Origin of the sequence: Mesorhizobium sp. YIM 152430, assembly GCF_029210365.1 — a bacterium.
Lineage (GTDB): Bacteria > Pseudomonadota > Alphaproteobacteria > Rhizobiales > Rhizobiaceae > Aliihoeflea.
This window is the reverse complement of record NZ_JARGES010000015.1, coordinates 208150-222201: the sequence shown is the minus strand read 5'-3', so window position 1 is coordinate 222201 and position 14052 is coordinate 208150. Positions and strand designations below refer to the sequence as shown.

Genomic DNA, 14052 nt, shown 5'->3' with positions numbered 1-14052 from the left:
ATCACCGGCAATAGGTCGAGCCGTTGGCGCGTTCCGCCAAATCGAAATGGAGATGATCGGCGTGATCGGCATCGCTGCCGGGGCCGAGAACGGTGGTGAACGGCCCGCAGGCAGCCCTGCGGATGGCGGCGAAGAATGTCGCTTCGGGCGAGCCGCGCCGATAGGCGCGCACGTCGAGGCGGCGGTCATCCTCGAGGACCACCGCGCCCCAGTCGAGCGCGTTGCCGAAGGCATGTTCGGACAGCTTGCGTGTGCCGTGGCGCGGACGGCAGACATAGGCGGAGACCTGGTTGACCGCCTTGATGCGCGAGGACAGATGGCGCGTCGCCTGCTGCTGCGCCTGATCGCGCACGAAGCGGGCATTGGCCTCTGCGATGGCGCAGTTCATGATCCCTCCCGGTTCCAGCGCGACGCCGCCACCCAGCGAGGAGACGGTGAGCGGGTGGGCGATCTCGCAGCCTTCAGGTTCGGATTGCGGCGGATGTTCCTCAAAGGCGACGCCGAGTTCGCGAAGGCGGGCGCGGCAGGCGATTTCATCGGAGGGCATTGCGGTCGATTGCCGGGTCGGGCTGGGTTTCCTGGCGGGCGCCTCATCGGCAGCCCTGCTCTCCGGCTCCGGGTTCCCAAGCGCGTCGGGACGGGGCGAGGGCAGGGGCGCGGCTTGCGTTTCGGGCAGTTCCTGCGGTTCGTCCATGGTCTCTCCGCTCTCCTGCTGCGTGCCCGCCGTTTCGGCGGCACTCTCCACTTGCCGGCCTGGCGGTGCATCCGGCCCGCGCCCGCCTTCGGGCAATTCCTGCGGAACGGGAGCCGCGTCGGGCAAGTCGACCTCGCCGCCATCTTGCGAAAACGCTGCGGCGGACAGGAGAAGCAGGACCGACAGGGAGGGGATCAAAAAAGGGCGCATCGGATGAACAACGCCCCCGCTTGGCGAGCGATGCCGCGCTGCCCCTCAATTTTGGTGTCGCGCTTTATTCAGGCGCCGATCTTCTCGAGCCCCTCTTCGAGCCATTCGCCAAGCATCGGCATTCCGAGGAGATAGGTCGAGACGCGCTTGTTGACGCGCGGCCGCGCCTCGGCCACCGCCTGATCCCATTCGCGCGCATCGAAATCGCCACGGCCGATGAACATGATGGCCAGGAGATCAGCGGCCTCGTCCACATTCAGATCCTCGATCAGGGCGCGCAGTTCCGAGGCGGTGAGATTCTGCTCCTCCTCCTCGGCCAGCCCGTCATGGGCATGGCGGTCGCGGGACTGGTCGTCGATCTCGATCTCGTGCTCGTGGCCGGCGTCGTAGTCGTCGTTGAGGGCGGCCGAGATGGCGCGCGCCTTGAGAACGAACTGGCGCACCGTTTCAGGATCGATCGTCAGATCGAATTCAGGCTGCAAGCGCTGCTGCACATTCGCTCTCCCAGACATGAAACGCACTATAGCAGCATCACGGACGGGTGCCACAAGACGGGAATTGACAGATGACGGGATCAGGCGGAAAGCAGGCGATCCCGCAACCGGTTCTCCTTCGATGCTCCCCATCCTCTCCGCAAAGGTCCTGCCGATCCTGCTGCTCGTCGCCTCGAACGTCTTCATGACGTTCGCTTGGTATGGCCACCTGAAGTTCAAGGCCGCGCCGCTCTATGCGGTGGTGATGATTTCCTGGTTCATCGCCTTCTTCGAATACTGGCTCGCCGTTCCGGCGAACAGGATCGGACACGAAGCCTATTCCGCCGCCCAGTTGAAGACGATGCAGGAAGTCATCACGCTTTCGGTCTTCGTATTGTTCTCGGTCTTCTATCTCAAGGAAGCGATCACCTTGAACCATGTCGCCGGCTTCGTTCTGATCGCCGCGGGCGCCGCCATCATCTTTCGTTCGTGATCGGGTGGGAAGAGGACAGAATTTGCGTGAAAATCGGCAATCGATTGCTATATTGTCGGGATCAGGGATTTGGACGGTTCGTTAGCCGAGGCTGCCGGGCCGTCCTTTTGCGTTATCCCCGCCGTCGAGAAAGAAGACGAAACGACAGGAATTACGACGAAAGGTCGAATGAAATGAACAAGGTCCCGATGACCGGCCCCGGTTTCGAAACGCTGAAGGAAGAGTTGCGCTGGCGCCAGCAGGAAGAGCGGCCGCGCATCATCGAGGCGATCTCCGAAGCGCGCGCCCATGGCGACCTCTCGGAAAATGCCGAGTATCATTCAGCCAAGGAAGCGCAAAGCCTCAATGAGGGCCGCATCAACGAACTGGAAGACCTGACCGCGCGCGCCGAAGTGATCGACGTGTCGAAGCTGTCGGGCGACACGATCAAGTTCGGCGCCACGGTGGTCCTCGTCGACGAGGACACCGAGGAGGAAAAGACCTACCAGATCGTCGGCGACCAGGAAGCCGACGTGAAGGCCGGCCGCATCTCCATCTCCTCACCGATCGCGCGCGCGCTGATCGGCAAGGGCGTAGGCGACGAGATCGAGGTCAACGCGCCGGGCGGCGCGCGGGGATACGAGATCGTGGAACTGCGCTGGGCTTGACCTTGCCTTTGCGCCGGCTTCATCGCGGCGTGCGTGAGTTCGGCGGATACACTGGAATGCGGCGAGCCGGCGTGCTCGCCCGTCAGCAGACCTGAAATCGGAGCAGGACAGCATGAACGGCATTGCGCAGGTTGTGGTCGCACCGGTCCGGTTCGCGGCCACGACCACATGACCTTGGCAGTTCGGCGGCCGACCTATCCGGCGACGAACTGGCTGTTCACCCTGGTCATCATCGGCTGGGGCGGCGTCATTGGAAGCACGATAACGGTGCTTTTGGCCGGCGCGCTGCTTTGGAACCTCGTTGAACTTTCAAGAGGACGGCTTGCTCTCGATCTGGAATTCGAGGTGCGGCTGGTGGCTGCCGCCTTCGCAGCCTATTTCGCCGCCCTCACCATGGCGGAACTGGTCAATTATTCGCACCCCAGATCGCTGGTCAAGATCGTCGAATACCTGCCCTTCCTGGGATTCTCGCTGTTCTACGCGTCGCTGTGCAAATGCAGGCGAGAAGACATTGCGGCAGCGGTCCAATGGGGTGCCGTTTCAGGGTCGCTTGCAACTTTCATTTTCGCAGCGTTCGAAGTCGTCTATCTGGGGGACTACCGGGCCTCGGGCGGGGCGGGCAATTCGGGGCCGTTCGCGTCGATCTCAGCGCTGCTCTATTGCCTGTGCGTGATCACGGCGGCGCGGCGCCACGGCTGGACGCAGGCGCTGGCCATCGCGGCCGCGGGCTGCGCGGCAGGCGCGCTCTTGCTGTCGGGTATGCGGGGGCTCTGGCCGGTCATCCTGATCGGACCGATGATTGCCGTGTTCACGCGCAGCCGAAACCATGCCCCGAGCGTATCCTTTCGAGCCATGATCGCCGGCGTGATCCTGATCGCGGGCATGGTGGCCTTGTCTTACGACAGAGTTTCCCAGCGTGTGATGGAAGTTGCTCATGATCATGAACGCATCACCCAGTACAGCGACTACCAGAACTCGATCGGTCAAAGGCTCCTGATATGGGAAGCGGGGCTCGATCTGTGGAGCGACAAGCCGCTGATCGGGCATGGTTCCAACAATATACCGGCCCTTATGGCGGAGCGTGTACTGCAACTCACCGGGACCGAGGTGGGCTACTCCCACTTTCACAATTTCATCGTCACCGCGGCCGTTCAATCAGGGCTCATTGGCGTCGTTGCAATGCTTGCAATGATTCTGGTCCCGCTTTGGCTGGCAATGCGCCGACAACGCGACGAAGCGGCGAATTTCGGCTTCGCCATGCTGCTGTCGATCCATGCGACATTCGTTACAAGCGGCATGTCCAACATCATGCTAAATCATGACATCATGGACACGCTTTTCATTTTCGGGTCGGCAACCGCAAATTTTCTGATCTTTCGACGTTCCGAATCCGGGAACCTGTCTCAGCCCTTGTCGAAGAAGTAACGCTTGCGGCCGAAGAGGCGGGACCAGAAGGCGCCGGTGACGCGGCGTTTCTCGTTGGCGCGGGCAGGGTCGTAGACGCTCTTGCCGGAACCGACATGGACGCCGACGCCGGGCAACCGGTAGATCATTTCCTTGCCGGCCGCCTTCATGTGCTTCGAGATGGCGCGTTCGTTCTGGAACTTCGCATAGGGGCCGTGTTCTTCCCACAAATCCTTGCGCAGCACGCTCGGATAGAAGGAAAAGCCGTGCCATTCGCGGTGCGAGCGGCCCATATGCATGTAGGGACGGCCGTCGTGATCGACCTTCCGGCCGAAGATGCGCTGGCGCTTCTTGAGGCCGGTGAAGCGGGCGAAGCAGACGGCGGTGATGCCGGCCGGGTCGGATTCCAGCACCCGGATGCCGTCCGCGATGTCCATTTCGCCGAGAAAGTGCCAGTCGTCTTCCAGATGCAGGATGTAGGGCGTGTCGATCATCGCATAGACGCGGTCGATCGCCCTGTGCTGGCCGAGGCGCGGGTCGTTCAGAACCACCTCGATCTGCGGATAGCGATCCTTGATTCGGGTGGCGAAGTCGTGGTCGGCGGAATCCTCGACGAGGATGAACCGGCCGGGCCTGTGATGCGCGAGGAAGGTGTCGAGCGAGACGACGAGGAAATCCCAGCGTCCGCAGCTCGTCAGGACGGTCGTCACATTATCGGGGATCGTGGTCGTCATGCGTCTCTCCAAGGGCCGATCCAAGGGCAGCGCGGTCGAGCGCCGGCGGATCGATGCGCAAGGCCTGGGCCCGCGCCAGTTTGAGCCTGGTCTTTTCGGGCAGCGGCAGGTGGCGCGCAAGCCCCGCCCATGCGGGCTGGCGCGCGGCCAGTTCCGCGACGGTCAGGAGCTTGCGGTTTTCCATCAGCCGCTTCTTCTTGCGCTCGAAGCGCGGATTGGGGCCCTCGTCCATCTCGTAATTGGCAAAACCGAGCCCGGCCTTCAGATATTTCAGGTGCCAGTAGGTGATGTCGCCGAAGACGCGCGTATCGGCATGGTGGAAATGCTCGAAGCGGGGATCGTGGCGAAAGAAGGTGTCGGGGCGGACCTCGAACAGGAAATGATCGCCTGTGCCGACGAGCGGTTCGTGGGCTGGCACGCCGACCGTGCCATTTGCATCGCGCGCAAGGTTGATGCCGGAAAAGCAGAGCGTTTCGTTCAGCCGGAACGCGTTCGAACTGACGCGGGCGGCGAGGCGGGCGAAGCGGTCGTCGATCGCGACATGGTCGTCGTCGAGCTTCATCGCGACGGTGTGGCGCGTCTGCGCCAACGCGAAATTCGACATGTTGACGAAACTCGCCGGCGAATCCGCCGCCTCGCGCGAATGGCCCTCGCTGCCCGGCGGGAAGACCCGGCCCGGATAATGGATCACGCGCAGCTTCGGGCCGAGCTCGGCGGCGAGGCGATGGAGAATCTTGTCCGAGCCGTCGGTGCACTGGTTATGCACCGCGACGATCTCGTCGACAGCATCGGCGTGGCTGCGGATCGCGACTTCGAGGAAATCGGCGCCATTGCGCACGCGCATGAAGATGCTGATGCCGGGCAGGCGGCGGCCGACGCCGAGGTCGTCGGGCTTGAACCGGTATGCGCTGACGGATTCGCTCACATTGCCTCGGCTGCGTTTCGAGCGCTGTCTAGCGCGGCGCGCGAGACTTGTCATCTGCGGGGCCGGTCACTTAGGAAGGCTCATGCTGATTCTCGTCATCAATCTCGACCGCGCGCCCGAACGCCTTGCGCATATGGGTCGCGAGTTCGGCCGCATCGGGGTTGCGTTCACGCGGCTGGCGGCGACCGACGGGCAGGGGCTCGGTCTCGACGACCGCGTCAATGCGCTGGAAGGACGACGGTTGAGCCGGGGCGAGACCGCCTGCTTCATCAGCCACCGCCGCTGCTGGCAGGTGCTGGTCGAAAGCGGCGAGAGCCATGGAGTGGTGCTGGAGGACGATGTGTTTTTCGGCGAGGGCGCCGCTCCGTTCTTTCTCAACGCAGACTGGTTTCCGAAGGAAGCCGGGATCGTCAAGCTGGAGACGTATCTCGCGCCGACCAGGATCGCCAAGGCGCCGGTCGCAAATGTCGAGGGGCGGGAGGTGCATCTGCTGACGGGCAGGCATCTGGGCGCCGGGGCCTATGCGCTCGACGCGGCGACGGCACGAATGCTGGTCGAGGCGAGCGCGGCGATCGACCGGCAGGTGGACGATTTCCTGTTCGACCCGGAAGGCGAGCCGTTCGCGCGCGCGCGGGTGCATCAACTCGTCCCGGCGGTGGCGATCCAGGGGCTGAAGCTGGGCAAGCTGAAGCGGATCGAGGGCGAGGCGCGGACCTATCAAAGCCAGCTTTATGACGAGCGCCTGACGACACGGCGGAAACTCGGGACGCTGGCGAAGATCAGGCGCGAGATCGTGTCGGGCATTTCCAAGGGGGCGATTGCGATCGCGGGGCGGACGAGGACGCTGTTCGGCCCGACGCGCTGGGGCCGCATTCCCTTTCGGTGATTTACTCTCCGATCGCCGCGAGGCCCTCGTCCTTGACTTGCCGGATGGTCAGCGCGGTGCGGACGGTGTCGACATTGGGCGCGGAGGTGAGTTCCTCGATGACGAAAGCCTGGAAGGCGGCGAGGTCCTTGGCGACGCAGTGGAGCATGAAGTCGCTCTCGCCCGAGACCATCCAGGCGCGGCGCACGATCGGCCAGGCGCGGGTCTTTTCGGCGAAAGCCTTCAGGTCGGATTCGGACTGGTGGTTGAGCCCGACGAGGCAGAAGGCGACGACGTGGAGGCCCAGATCCTGGGTGTTCAAAAGCGCGCGATAGCCGCGGATGACGCCTGCATCCTCGAGCCGCTTGACCCGGCGCAGGCAGGGCGGGGCCGAAATGCCGACGCGGCGCGAGAGTTCGACATTCGTCATCCGCCCGTCCGACTGCAACTCGGCCAGGATTTTCCAGTCGATGGCATCGAGATCGGCTTTCATCGCGGTTTCTTTCGGCTGCGCACGAATCTTTCGTGGTAACGAAAGGAAATTACCCAAATGGCGATTTTTGGCAATGGCGCGCGTGCGACGCTCTGCCGGATTGGCGCAAAGGGAAATGCGGGGCACTGTCACCATGCCGACGCAACTGTGTGAAATGACATTGCCGCCTTGCACGGTACCCATGGTCATACTTAGATCGACGTTTGGGTTTTTGGCGCGGGGCACTGCGCGGTTCTTTCGAGGGGTCTTGCCATGGGCAGCCGTCACGCACCTGTTCTCATCATCGGTTCCGGCCCGGCCGGCTACACCGCCGCGATCTACGCCGCGCGGGCGATGCTGAAGCCGGTGCTGATCGCCGGAATGCAGCAGGGCGGGCAGTTGATGATCACGACCGATGTCGAGAACTATCCCGGCTTCGCCGACCCGATTCAGGGGCCGTGGCTGATGGAGCAAATGCTCAAACAGGCCGAGCATGTCGGCACGGAAATCGTCAGCGATCTGGTGACCGAGGTCGATCTCGACATTCGCCCGTTCCGTCTGCGCACCGATTCCGGCCAGGAGTGGACGGCAGACGCCCTGATCATCGCGACCGGGGCGCAGGCGAAATGGCTCGGGCTGCCTTCGGAACAGACCTATATGGGCTTCGGGGTTTCGGCCTGCGCGACCTGCGACGGGTTCTTCTATCGCGGCAAGGACGTGGTGGTGGTCGGCGGCGGCAATACGGCGGTCGAGGAAGCGCTCTACCTCTCGCATCTGGCGAAGTCGGTGACCGTGGTCCACCGGCGCGATGAATTCCGCGCCGAGCGCATCCTGCGCGACCGGCTGATGGCCAAGGACAACGTCAAGGTGATTTGGGACCACGCGGTCGAGGAGATCACCGGCGAAAAGAAGGCGCCGATGCCGCCTTCGGTCACCGGGCTCAAGCTGCGGCATGTGAAGACAGGCGCGATCAGCGAGATGCCGATCGACGGCATTTTCGTCGCGATCGGGCATTCGCCGGCCGTCGAGCTTTTCGCCGGAAAGCTCAAGCAGAAGCCGAACGGCTATCTGTGGACGGCACCGGATTCGACCGCCACCAACATTCCGGGCGTGTTCGCGGCGGGTGACGTGACCGACGACATCTACCGCCAGGCGGTGACGGCGGCCGGCATGGGCTGCATGGCGGCGCTCGAAGCCGAACGCTACATCGCCGAACTGGAGGTTCACCGCGAAGCCGCCGAATAACTTACGCGCCGAAAGAGCATAATCATACGAGGGGAAAAATGGCGCTCGACTGGGATAAATTGCGCGTGTTTCACGCGGCGGCGGAGGCCGGGTCGTTCACCCATGCCGCCGAGACGCTGCGCCTGTCGCAGTCGGCGATCTCGCGGCAGGTGAGTGCGCTCGAACAGGATGTCGGCGTTGCGCTCTTCCATCGCCACGCGCGCGGGCTTGTGCTGACCGAGCAGGGCGAGATGCTCTATCGCACCGCGCACGACGTGCTGATGAAGCTCGAACAGGTGAAGGCGCAGCTCACCGAGACGACCGACCGGCCGTCCGGCGCGCTTCGTGTGACGACGACGGTCGGGCTCGGCTCCGGCTGGCTGACCGAGCGCGTGCAGGAATTCCTCGATCTCTATCCCGACATCCAGCTCCAGCTCGTCCTCGCCAATGAGGAGCTCGACCTGACGCTGCGCCAGGCGGACTGCGCGATCCGGCTGCGCCAGCCGCAGCAACCCGACCTGATCCAGCGCCGGCTGTTCACGGTCCATTTCCACCTGTTCGCGGCACCAGCCTACATCGCCAAGCACGGCAAGCCGAATTCGATCACCGATCTCGACAAGCACCGCATCGTCACTTTCGGCGAGCCGGTGCCCTCGCATCTGGCCGACATGAACTGGCTGGAAACGGCGGGCAAGCCGGAAGGCTCCAAGCGGATTGCAAGCCTCCAGATCAACAACATCCTGTCGATCAAGGCGGCGATCGAGAAGGGAGCCGGCATCGGTATGCTGCCCGATTACACGATCGAGCAGGGCTCGCCGCTGGTGCAACTCATGCCGGAAACCGAAGTGCCGTCCTTCGACACCTATTTCTGCTACCCCGACGCCATGCGCAATCAGGTGAAGCTGCATGTGTTTCGGGACTTTCTGATCGCGAAGGCAAGAAGCTGGGCTTATTGAGGGGCGGCATTCAAAGCGCCGGCTTCAGGCGACCGGCGAGCAGGTCGGCGACCTTTTCGGCGGTCTGCCGGCGCCCGCTCCAGTCGTCAACGATCTCGCCCAGATAGGCTCGCCGCACGTAGCCCAGCAGGTCGGCCGAGACTTCGTCGAGATGCGCAGCGGCCCATTCGGCCGCGTCATCCTTGGAGGCGAACCTGCCCGTTTCAGCCGTGTACCACATGCGCGCCAGGGTCAGGAGCACGTTGCGCTCGTCGCCCTGCAAGGAGCCCAGCAGGGCGGGAAGGGCGACGCTCATGGCACGACGGACATCCGCTGGCGAAATGTCAGGTAGCAGCGCATCAGAGTTCGTGCCGAACAGCGCGAGGGCGGTGCGGCGCGCCTGCGCGAGGATCAGCGTCATCTCAGGATCGGCGTGAGATTCGGGCACGAAACCCTTGACGAAGTCCTCGCGCAGCCATTCGCCATAGACGAACTCGCTGCGCGCGGGGAAGGCGGTCGGCGCCAAATCAGCCCGGCGGACGACGATCAATTCGACGGGGCGCGGACCTTCATCGCGCGGGGGACCTGAGATCAGCATGAGTTCGTCGACCAGACGCCTGCGCTCGGCCGCGACCGTTGCCTTGTCGACAACGGCAAGGATGTCGACGTCACTGTCGGGTCGCAAGCCCTTCTCAACAGCCGATCCATGCAGCCAGACGGCCTGTAGCGATTCGCCGAAGACTGTCCGCAGGACGCCGAGCGTCTGCACCGCCTCATGCGGGATATCCGATCTGGCCATGCGCGCTTCTAGCGTGCATAGACCAGTGCCGGCAACCACAGCACCAGTGCCGGGAAGGCGATGATGATGGCGAGGCCGAGGAGTTCGACCAGCGTATAGGGAATGACCGAGCGGTAGATGTCGCCCATCGTCACTTCCGGCGGCGCGACGCCCTTCAGGTAGAACAGGTTGAAGCCGAAGGGCGGGGTCATGTAGCCGATCTCCATCATGACGATGAAGACGATGCCGAACCAGATCGGGTCGAAACCGTGCGCCTGGATGATCGGCAGGAAGACCGGCAGGGTAATGAGCATGATGCCGACCGGATCGAGCACCATGCCGAGCAGGAACAGGATGACGAGGATCGCGGCGAGCGCGCCCCATGCGCCGCCAGGCACATATTCCATCATCTCCAAGATGAAGCTTTGCGCGCCCATCGCATTGTAGGCGGTGGAGAAGGCGTGCGCGGCGAAGAGAATCCACATGACCATCGCGGTCAGGCGAAAGGTGCGCATACAGGCTTCGCTCAGCATCTTGAACGAGAACTGCCGATTGACGAGCGCGGCGACGATGGCGCCGAAGACACCGATGGCGGCGGCCTCGGTGGGCGTCGCGAGACCCCCGAAGATCGAGCCGAGGACGATGATGACGATGAAGATCGGCAGCAGGACGGAGCCGAGCGCGCGCATCTTCTCGCCCCAGTCGCCGCGCTCCTCGGGGGGCAGGGCCGGGCCCATATGCGGCTGGATGAAGCAGCGAATGGCGATGTAGAGCGAAACGAGCACCATCAGCAGGATGCCGGGGACGATGCCGGCGGCAAAGAGCTGGCCGACCGAGACGCCGGTGATCAGCGAATAGAGCACCATCAGGATCGAGGGCGGGATCAGGATGCCAAAGCCGCCGCCGGCATTGATGGCTCCCAGCGCGAGTTCCTTGTCGTAGCCGCGCTTGAGCATGTTCGGGAGCGCGATCGTGCCCATCGACACGACGGCCGCGCCGGAAATGCCGCACATGGCGGCAAAGAGGCCGCAGATGCCGACCGTGCCTATGGCAAGCCCGCCGCGCACGCCGCCCCACCACAGATGCATCATGCGGTAGAGGTTCTGGGCGACGCCGGAACGCTCCAGAAGCATCGCCATCAGGATGAAGAGCGGGATGGCGATGAGCGTGAAATTGTTCATCGTCGTCCACATGCGCGAGGCGACGATGTAGAAGGCGTCCGGTCCCCAGGTGAAATAGAGGAAGGCGGTCGAGACGCCGCCGAGGACGAAGGCGAGCGGCAGGCCGAGGATCAGGAAGACGATCAGCGAGCCGAAGAAGAGGACGGTCAGGAGTTCGATGCTCACAGCGTGTCTCCCGCGCCGTCATGGGGTTTTGCGTCGGGGACGATCGGCTCGCGGCCGGCGACGATCAGGATGTCGTTGGCCAGCTTGACGAGGCCCTGAAGAAGCAGAAGCGCGGCCGAAACCGGGATCATCACCTTGACCGGCCAGACCGGCGGGTTCCAGGCCGATTGCGAGCGCTCCCAGCGCGCGACGGAATCGGCGGCGAGCGACCAGCCCTGCCAGAGCAGGACGACGATGAAGACGAAGAAAAGGACGGAGGTGGCGATGTCGACAGCGGCGCGGGTGCGCCGCGACCAGCGACCATAGATCAGGTCGACATTGACATGGCCGTTGCTGATCAAGAGATAGCCGCCGCCGAGCAGCGCGTAAACGCCGAAGATGAGCTGCGACAGCTCGCCGGTCCAGTTGCTCGGCGCGCGGAAGAAATAGCGAAGCAGCACTTCGACGAACAGGAAGACGAACATGAACAGGACGAGATGGGCGGTGATGCGCCCGACCCATTCGTTCAGCCAGGTGATCGCGCCTGCGCTCGCGCCAAGGACCTTCATGGCATGACCCGCTGATATGAGGGAAAGGGAGGGCGCCGGGCCAAAGGCCCGGCGCGGCAGGGCCTATTCGGCTTCTTCAGTTTCGCCGGTGCCGGTGGGCGCACGACCGAGCTCTGCGAGGAATTCCTCGAGCATGTCCATCGCGGCGGCGGCGCGTTCGCCGCGGTCCCGCTCGCGCTGCCAGCTCACCTGCGCGGCCTGCAACATCTGGTCGCGGACTTCCTGCGGCAACTCGATGACCTCGACATCATGCTCGGCCTGAGCGCGCGCAAGAGCGCGCTGCTCGCCGAAGATGTACTCGTTGGTCCGGCGCCAGAACTGCTCGTCGAGCGTGTTGTAGAGGATTTGCTGAACGTCCTCCGGCAATGCGTCGATCGCCTCCTGATTGACGATGAAGGCATCGATGCCGCCGACGCTGAGCGGCGGGCGGACGTGATATTTCGCGACCTCGTAGAGGCTCATCGAGAGCGCGCCCTGGACCGCGCCCCAATGGGCACCGTCGACCACGCCGGACGACAGCGCCTGATAGAGCTCGGAACCGGGGATCGAGGATACCGCGGCGCCGGCATCGGTCAGGTAGTTCTGCAAGGTGCCGGACGAGCGCAGGGTGAGCGCGCTGAAATCCGCCGGCGTCTCGGGACGGCTCGTCAGAACGAGTTCGTTGGTGAAGACCTTGTCCGTCGAATAATAGAGGCCGTGCTGGGCGGCATCCTCGCGAACCATGTCCTCGAAGCCGAGCGTCTTGAAGAAATACTGCGCTTCCCACTCGTTCTCGAAGGCCGCCGGCAGGCCGAAGGCGATGCCCGCCGTTTCCATCTCGCCCATCGCATAGGCCGGCGAGATCGTGCCCATCTGGATGACGCCGCGACGCACCGCATTGAAGATCTCGTCGGCGCCGAAAAGGCCGCCTGCCGGGTGGAGCTCCAGCTTCAGCCGTCCGCCGGTGCGCTCGTCGAGCGTGTCGCGCAGATATTCCAGGCTGTCGGCATAGGAACTCGACGATTGCGGCCAGTGCGACTGGACGCGCCAGGTCACGCTTTCCTGCGCGCTGGCGGAAAAGGCGCTGACGGACAACGCCACGGCGACGGCCGGCGCGAGCGCCAGACGGCTGAAATAGGACATTCGTGTTTCCTCCACTTCGAATAGGCCGAAGCCATTTTGCCGCCGGATCCTTCCGGCAGCCTCCTTAATTTCGCACTGCGAAATTGACTTTCGCAACAATTCGGTATCCTTGGGGAATGGAGGAGCCATGTCAACCGCAACCGAACAGGCACGGATACAATCAACGGAGGAGGCTGTGGATGTCGAGGATGGCGGCGACCGCAAATTCGTGACCGCGCTGGCACGGGGCCTCGAGGTGCTGCGCGCCTTTCGGCCGCGCGACGGCTTTCTGGGCAATCAGGAGATCGCCGAGCGGACGGGTTTGCCCAAACCGACCGTAACGCGCCTGACCTATACGCTCTGCGCGCTCGGCTATCTGACGAAGATGCCGCGTACCGGCAAATACCAGCTTGCGCCCTCGGCCATCACGCTCGGTTACTCGGCGCTGGCCAATCTGGGAATCCGCCAGATCGCGCGGGCGCATATGGACGAGCTTGCCGAACGGCTCGCCGCGCCGGTGGCGCTCGGCATCCGCGACCGCAACCGGGCGCTCTACGTGGACATTTCCCGCGGCTCGGCGGCGATCACCTTCCAGCTCGATATCGGTTCGGGCATCCCGCTCGCCCGGTCCGCGATGGGCCGGGCGCTGCTTGCCGTCATGCCGCAGGACGAGCGCGAGCGCGCCATCGCCGAGATGGCGCCGCGCTATGGCGCGGAGTGGCCGCAACTCGAACGGGAAATGCGGGCGGAGATCGACGCCTGCATCCAGCGCGGCTACGCGATCTCGGCGGGTGCCTGGCGGCCGGGAATCCATGCCGTCGCAGCGCCGCTCTCCGCCGCCGACGGGTCGGGCGTCTATGCGTTCAACTGTGGCGGGCCGCCCTATCAGTTCACCGAAAAATTCATGCACGAAGAGGTCGGACCGGCGATTCGCGACCTCGTTCGCAGCGTGGAGGCGGCGCTGAACGGTCGTGGCCGATGAACTTTTCATGGGCGCGCAAGGAAAAAGTAGGGTGTCACGGATTGCCTGGCGATTGAGCCAGATGATGAAGCGATGAACGAAAACAGCCGCTTAATTGATCAGAAGCCGTCCATGCAAAACTGCATGGGTGCAATGCAAAACACAATGCTTGATCTTTGGGCATTCCGAGCACATATCACGATCATCTCCCGGGCACGTTCCTCCTCCCATTGGTGCCCGCG

General features: G+C 63.8%; 16 protein-coding genes. 7 read left to right on the top strand and 9 right to left on the bottom strand.

What is annotated here, in order from left to right; translation table 11 throughout:
• Position 1: 1 nt before the first annotated feature.
• Together PZ895_RS01845 and PZ895_RS01840 are read right to left on the bottom strand one after the other, a co-directional pair.
• Positions 2–904 carry an extensin family protein gene (locus PZ895_RS01845; RefSeq protein WP_275837324.1) on the bottom strand — a complete coding sequence of 301 codons (903 nt, stop codon included), beginning with the start codon at positions 902–904 and terminating at the stop codon, positions 2–4.
• A gap of 68 nt (positions 905–972) precedes the next feature.
• Complete coding sequence (locus PZ895_RS01840; protein WP_275837323.1) at positions 973–1398, bottom strand: DUF3775 domain-containing protein; 426 nt, start codon at positions 1396–1398, stop codon at positions 973–975.
• A gap of 121 nt (positions 1399–1519) precedes the next feature.
• On the opposite strand from PZ895_RS01840, the gene PZ895_RS01835 reads away from it, so the two are divergent.
• The 3 genes from PZ895_RS01835 to PZ895_RS01825 all read left to right on the top strand — a co-directional run bounded on the left by PZ895_RS01835 (position 1520) and on the right by PZ895_RS01825 (position 3942).
• Entirely contained in the window at positions 1520–1870 is a 351-nt protein-coding gene (locus PZ895_RS01835; protein WP_275837322.1) for a DMT family protein, read from the top strand.
• 173 nt (positions 1871–2043) lie between these two features.
• Positions 2044–2517, top strand: coding sequence for a transcription elongation factor GreA (gene greA / locus PZ895_RS01830; RefSeq protein WP_275837321.1), 474 nt, complete (start codon positions 2044–2046; stop codon positions 2515–2517).
• Between the two features lie 174 nt (positions 2518–2691).
• Positions 2692–3942, top strand: a complete 1251-nt coding sequence (locus tag PZ895_RS01825) for an O-antigen ligase family protein (RefSeq protein ID WP_275837320.1) — start codon at positions 2692–2694, stop codon at positions 3940–3942.
• Here the strand turns inward: PZ895_RS01825 and PZ895_RS01820 are convergent.
• Positions 3921–4655 carry a glycosyltransferase gene (locus PZ895_RS01820; protein WP_275837319.1) on the bottom strand — a complete coding sequence of 245 codons (735 nt, stop codon included), beginning with the start codon at positions 4653–4655 and terminating at the stop codon, positions 3921–3923. The genes PZ895_RS01825 and PZ895_RS01820 overlap by 22 nt on opposite strands.
• Positions 4633–5580: a hypothetical protein gene (locus PZ895_RS01815; protein WP_275837318.1), complete on the bottom strand. Its 948-nt coding sequence runs from the start codon at positions 5578–5580 to the stop codon at positions 4633–4635. Before PZ895_RS01815 ends, PZ895_RS01820 begins: the two co-directional genes overlap by 23 nt.
• Before the next feature lie 82 nt (positions 5581–5662).
• Between PZ895_RS01815 and PZ895_RS01810 the strand changes: the two genes are divergently transcribed.
• Positions 5663–6466 (top strand): glycosyltransferase family 25 protein, encoded by an 804-nt coding sequence (locus PZ895_RS01810; protein WP_275837317.1) that lies wholly within the window; start codon positions 5663–5665, stop codon positions 6464–6466.
• Between the two features lies 1 nt (position 6467).
• Here PZ895_RS01810 and PZ895_RS01805 read toward each other — a convergent pair whose 3' ends face one another.
• Positions 6468–6938 carry an Lrp/AsnC family transcriptional regulator gene (locus tag PZ895_RS01805; RefSeq protein ID WP_275837316.1) on the bottom strand — a complete coding sequence of 157 codons (471 nt, stop codon included), beginning with the start codon at positions 6936–6938 and terminating at the stop codon, positions 6468–6470.
• Positions 6939–7190: 252 nt separating this feature from the next.
• Between PZ895_RS01805 and trxB the strand changes: the two genes are divergently transcribed.
• Both trxB and PZ895_RS01795 read left to right on the top strand, forming a co-directional pair.
• Positions 7191–8162, top strand: a complete 972-nt coding sequence (gene trxB, locus PZ895_RS01800) for a thioredoxin-disulfide reductase (RefSeq protein WP_275837315.1) — start codon at positions 7191–7193, stop codon at positions 8160–8162.
• A gap of 38 nt (positions 8163–8200) precedes the next feature.
• On the top strand, positions 8201–9097 hold the full coding sequence (locus PZ895_RS01795; RefSeq protein ID WP_275837314.1) for a LysR family transcriptional regulator: 897 nt from the start codon (positions 8201–8203) through the stop codon (positions 9095–9097).
• A 10-nt stretch (positions 9098–9107) separates the two neighbouring features.
• Here PZ895_RS01795 and PZ895_RS01790 read toward each other — a convergent pair whose 3' ends face one another.
• From PZ895_RS01790 to dctP, 4 genes are all read right to left on the bottom strand, one after another.
• Entirely contained in the window at positions 9108–9875 is a 768-nt protein-coding gene (locus PZ895_RS01790) for an aminoglycoside adenylyltransferase domain-containing protein (RefSeq protein ID WP_275837313.1), read from the bottom strand.
• An 8-nt stretch (positions 9876–9883) separates the two neighbouring features.
• Positions 9884–11200 carry a TRAP transporter large permease subunit gene (locus PZ895_RS01785; RefSeq protein WP_275837312.1) on the bottom strand — a complete coding sequence of 439 codons (1317 nt, stop codon included), beginning with the start codon at positions 11198–11200 and terminating at the stop codon, positions 9884–9886.
• Positions 11197–11748, bottom strand: coding sequence for a TRAP transporter small permease subunit (locus PZ895_RS01780; RefSeq protein ID WP_275837311.1), 552 nt, complete (start codon positions 11746–11748; stop codon positions 11197–11199). The genes PZ895_RS01785 and PZ895_RS01780 overlap by 4 nt, the downstream gene beginning before the upstream one ends.
• Positions 11749–11811: 63 nt before the next feature.
• Positions 11812–12870: a TRAP transporter substrate-binding protein DctP gene (gene dctP / locus PZ895_RS01775; RefSeq protein WP_275837310.1), complete on the bottom strand. Its 1059-nt coding sequence runs from the start codon at positions 12868–12870 to the stop codon at positions 11812–11814.
• A gap of 127 nt (positions 12871–12997) precedes the next feature.
• On the opposite strand from dctP, the gene PZ895_RS01770 reads away from it, so the two are divergent.
• Positions 12998–13831 carry an IclR family transcriptional regulator gene (locus tag PZ895_RS01770; RefSeq protein ID WP_275837309.1) on the top strand — a complete coding sequence of 278 codons (834 nt, stop codon included), beginning with the start codon at positions 12998–13000 and terminating at the stop codon, positions 13829–13831.
• Positions 13832–14052 lie beyond the last annotated feature (221 nt).

What these genes read in the sequence shown, in the direction of transcription:
- PZ895_RS01845 (WP_275837324.1), bottom strand. Translation starts at nt 904, where the DNA reads ATGCGCCCTTTTTTGATCCCCTCCCTGTCGGTCCTGCTTCTCCTGTCC.
- PZ895_RS01835 (WP_275837322.1), top strand. Translation starts at nt 1,520, where the DNA reads ATGCTCCCCATCCTCTCCGCAAAGGTCCTGCCGATCCTGCTGCTCGTC.
- greA (WP_275837321.1), top strand. Translation starts at nt 2,044, where the DNA reads ATGAACAAGGTCCCGATGACCGGCCCCGGTTTCGAAACGCTGAAGGAA.
- PZ895_RS01820 (WP_275837319.1), bottom strand. Translation starts at nt 4,655, where the DNA reads ATGACGACCACGATCCCCGATAATGTGACGACCGTCCTGACGAGCTGC.
- PZ895_RS01810 (WP_275837317.1), top strand. Translation starts at nt 5,663, where the DNA reads ATGCTGATTCTCGTCATCAATCTCGACCGCGCGCCCGAACGCCTTGCG.
- PZ895_RS01805 (WP_275837316.1), bottom strand. Translation starts at nt 6,938, where the DNA reads ATGAAAGCCGATCTCGATGCCATCGACTGGAAAATCCTGGCCGAGTTG.
- trxB (WP_275837315.1), top strand. Translation starts at nt 7,191, where the DNA reads ATGGGCAGCCGTCACGCACCTGTTCTCATCATCGGTTCCGGCCCGGCC.
- PZ895_RS01795 (WP_275837314.1), top strand. Translation starts at nt 8,201, where the DNA reads ATGGCGCTCGACTGGGATAAATTGCGCGTGTTTCACGCGGCGGCGGAG.
- PZ895_RS01790 (WP_275837313.1), bottom strand. Translation starts at nt 9,875, where the DNA reads ATGGCCAGATCGGATATCCCGCATGAGGCGGTGCAGACGCTCGGCGTC.
- PZ895_RS01780 (WP_275837311.1), bottom strand. Translation starts at nt 11,748, where the DNA reads ATGAAGGTCCTTGGCGCGAGCGCAGGCGCGATCACCTGGCTGAACGAA.
- dctP (WP_275837310.1), bottom strand. Translation starts at nt 12,870, where the DNA reads ATGTCCTATTTCAGCCGTCTGGCGCTCGCGCCGGCCGTCGCCGTGGCG.
- PZ895_RS01770 (WP_275837309.1), top strand. Translation starts at nt 12,998, where the DNA reads ATGTCAACCGCAACCGAACAGGCACGGATACAATCAACGGAGGAGGCT.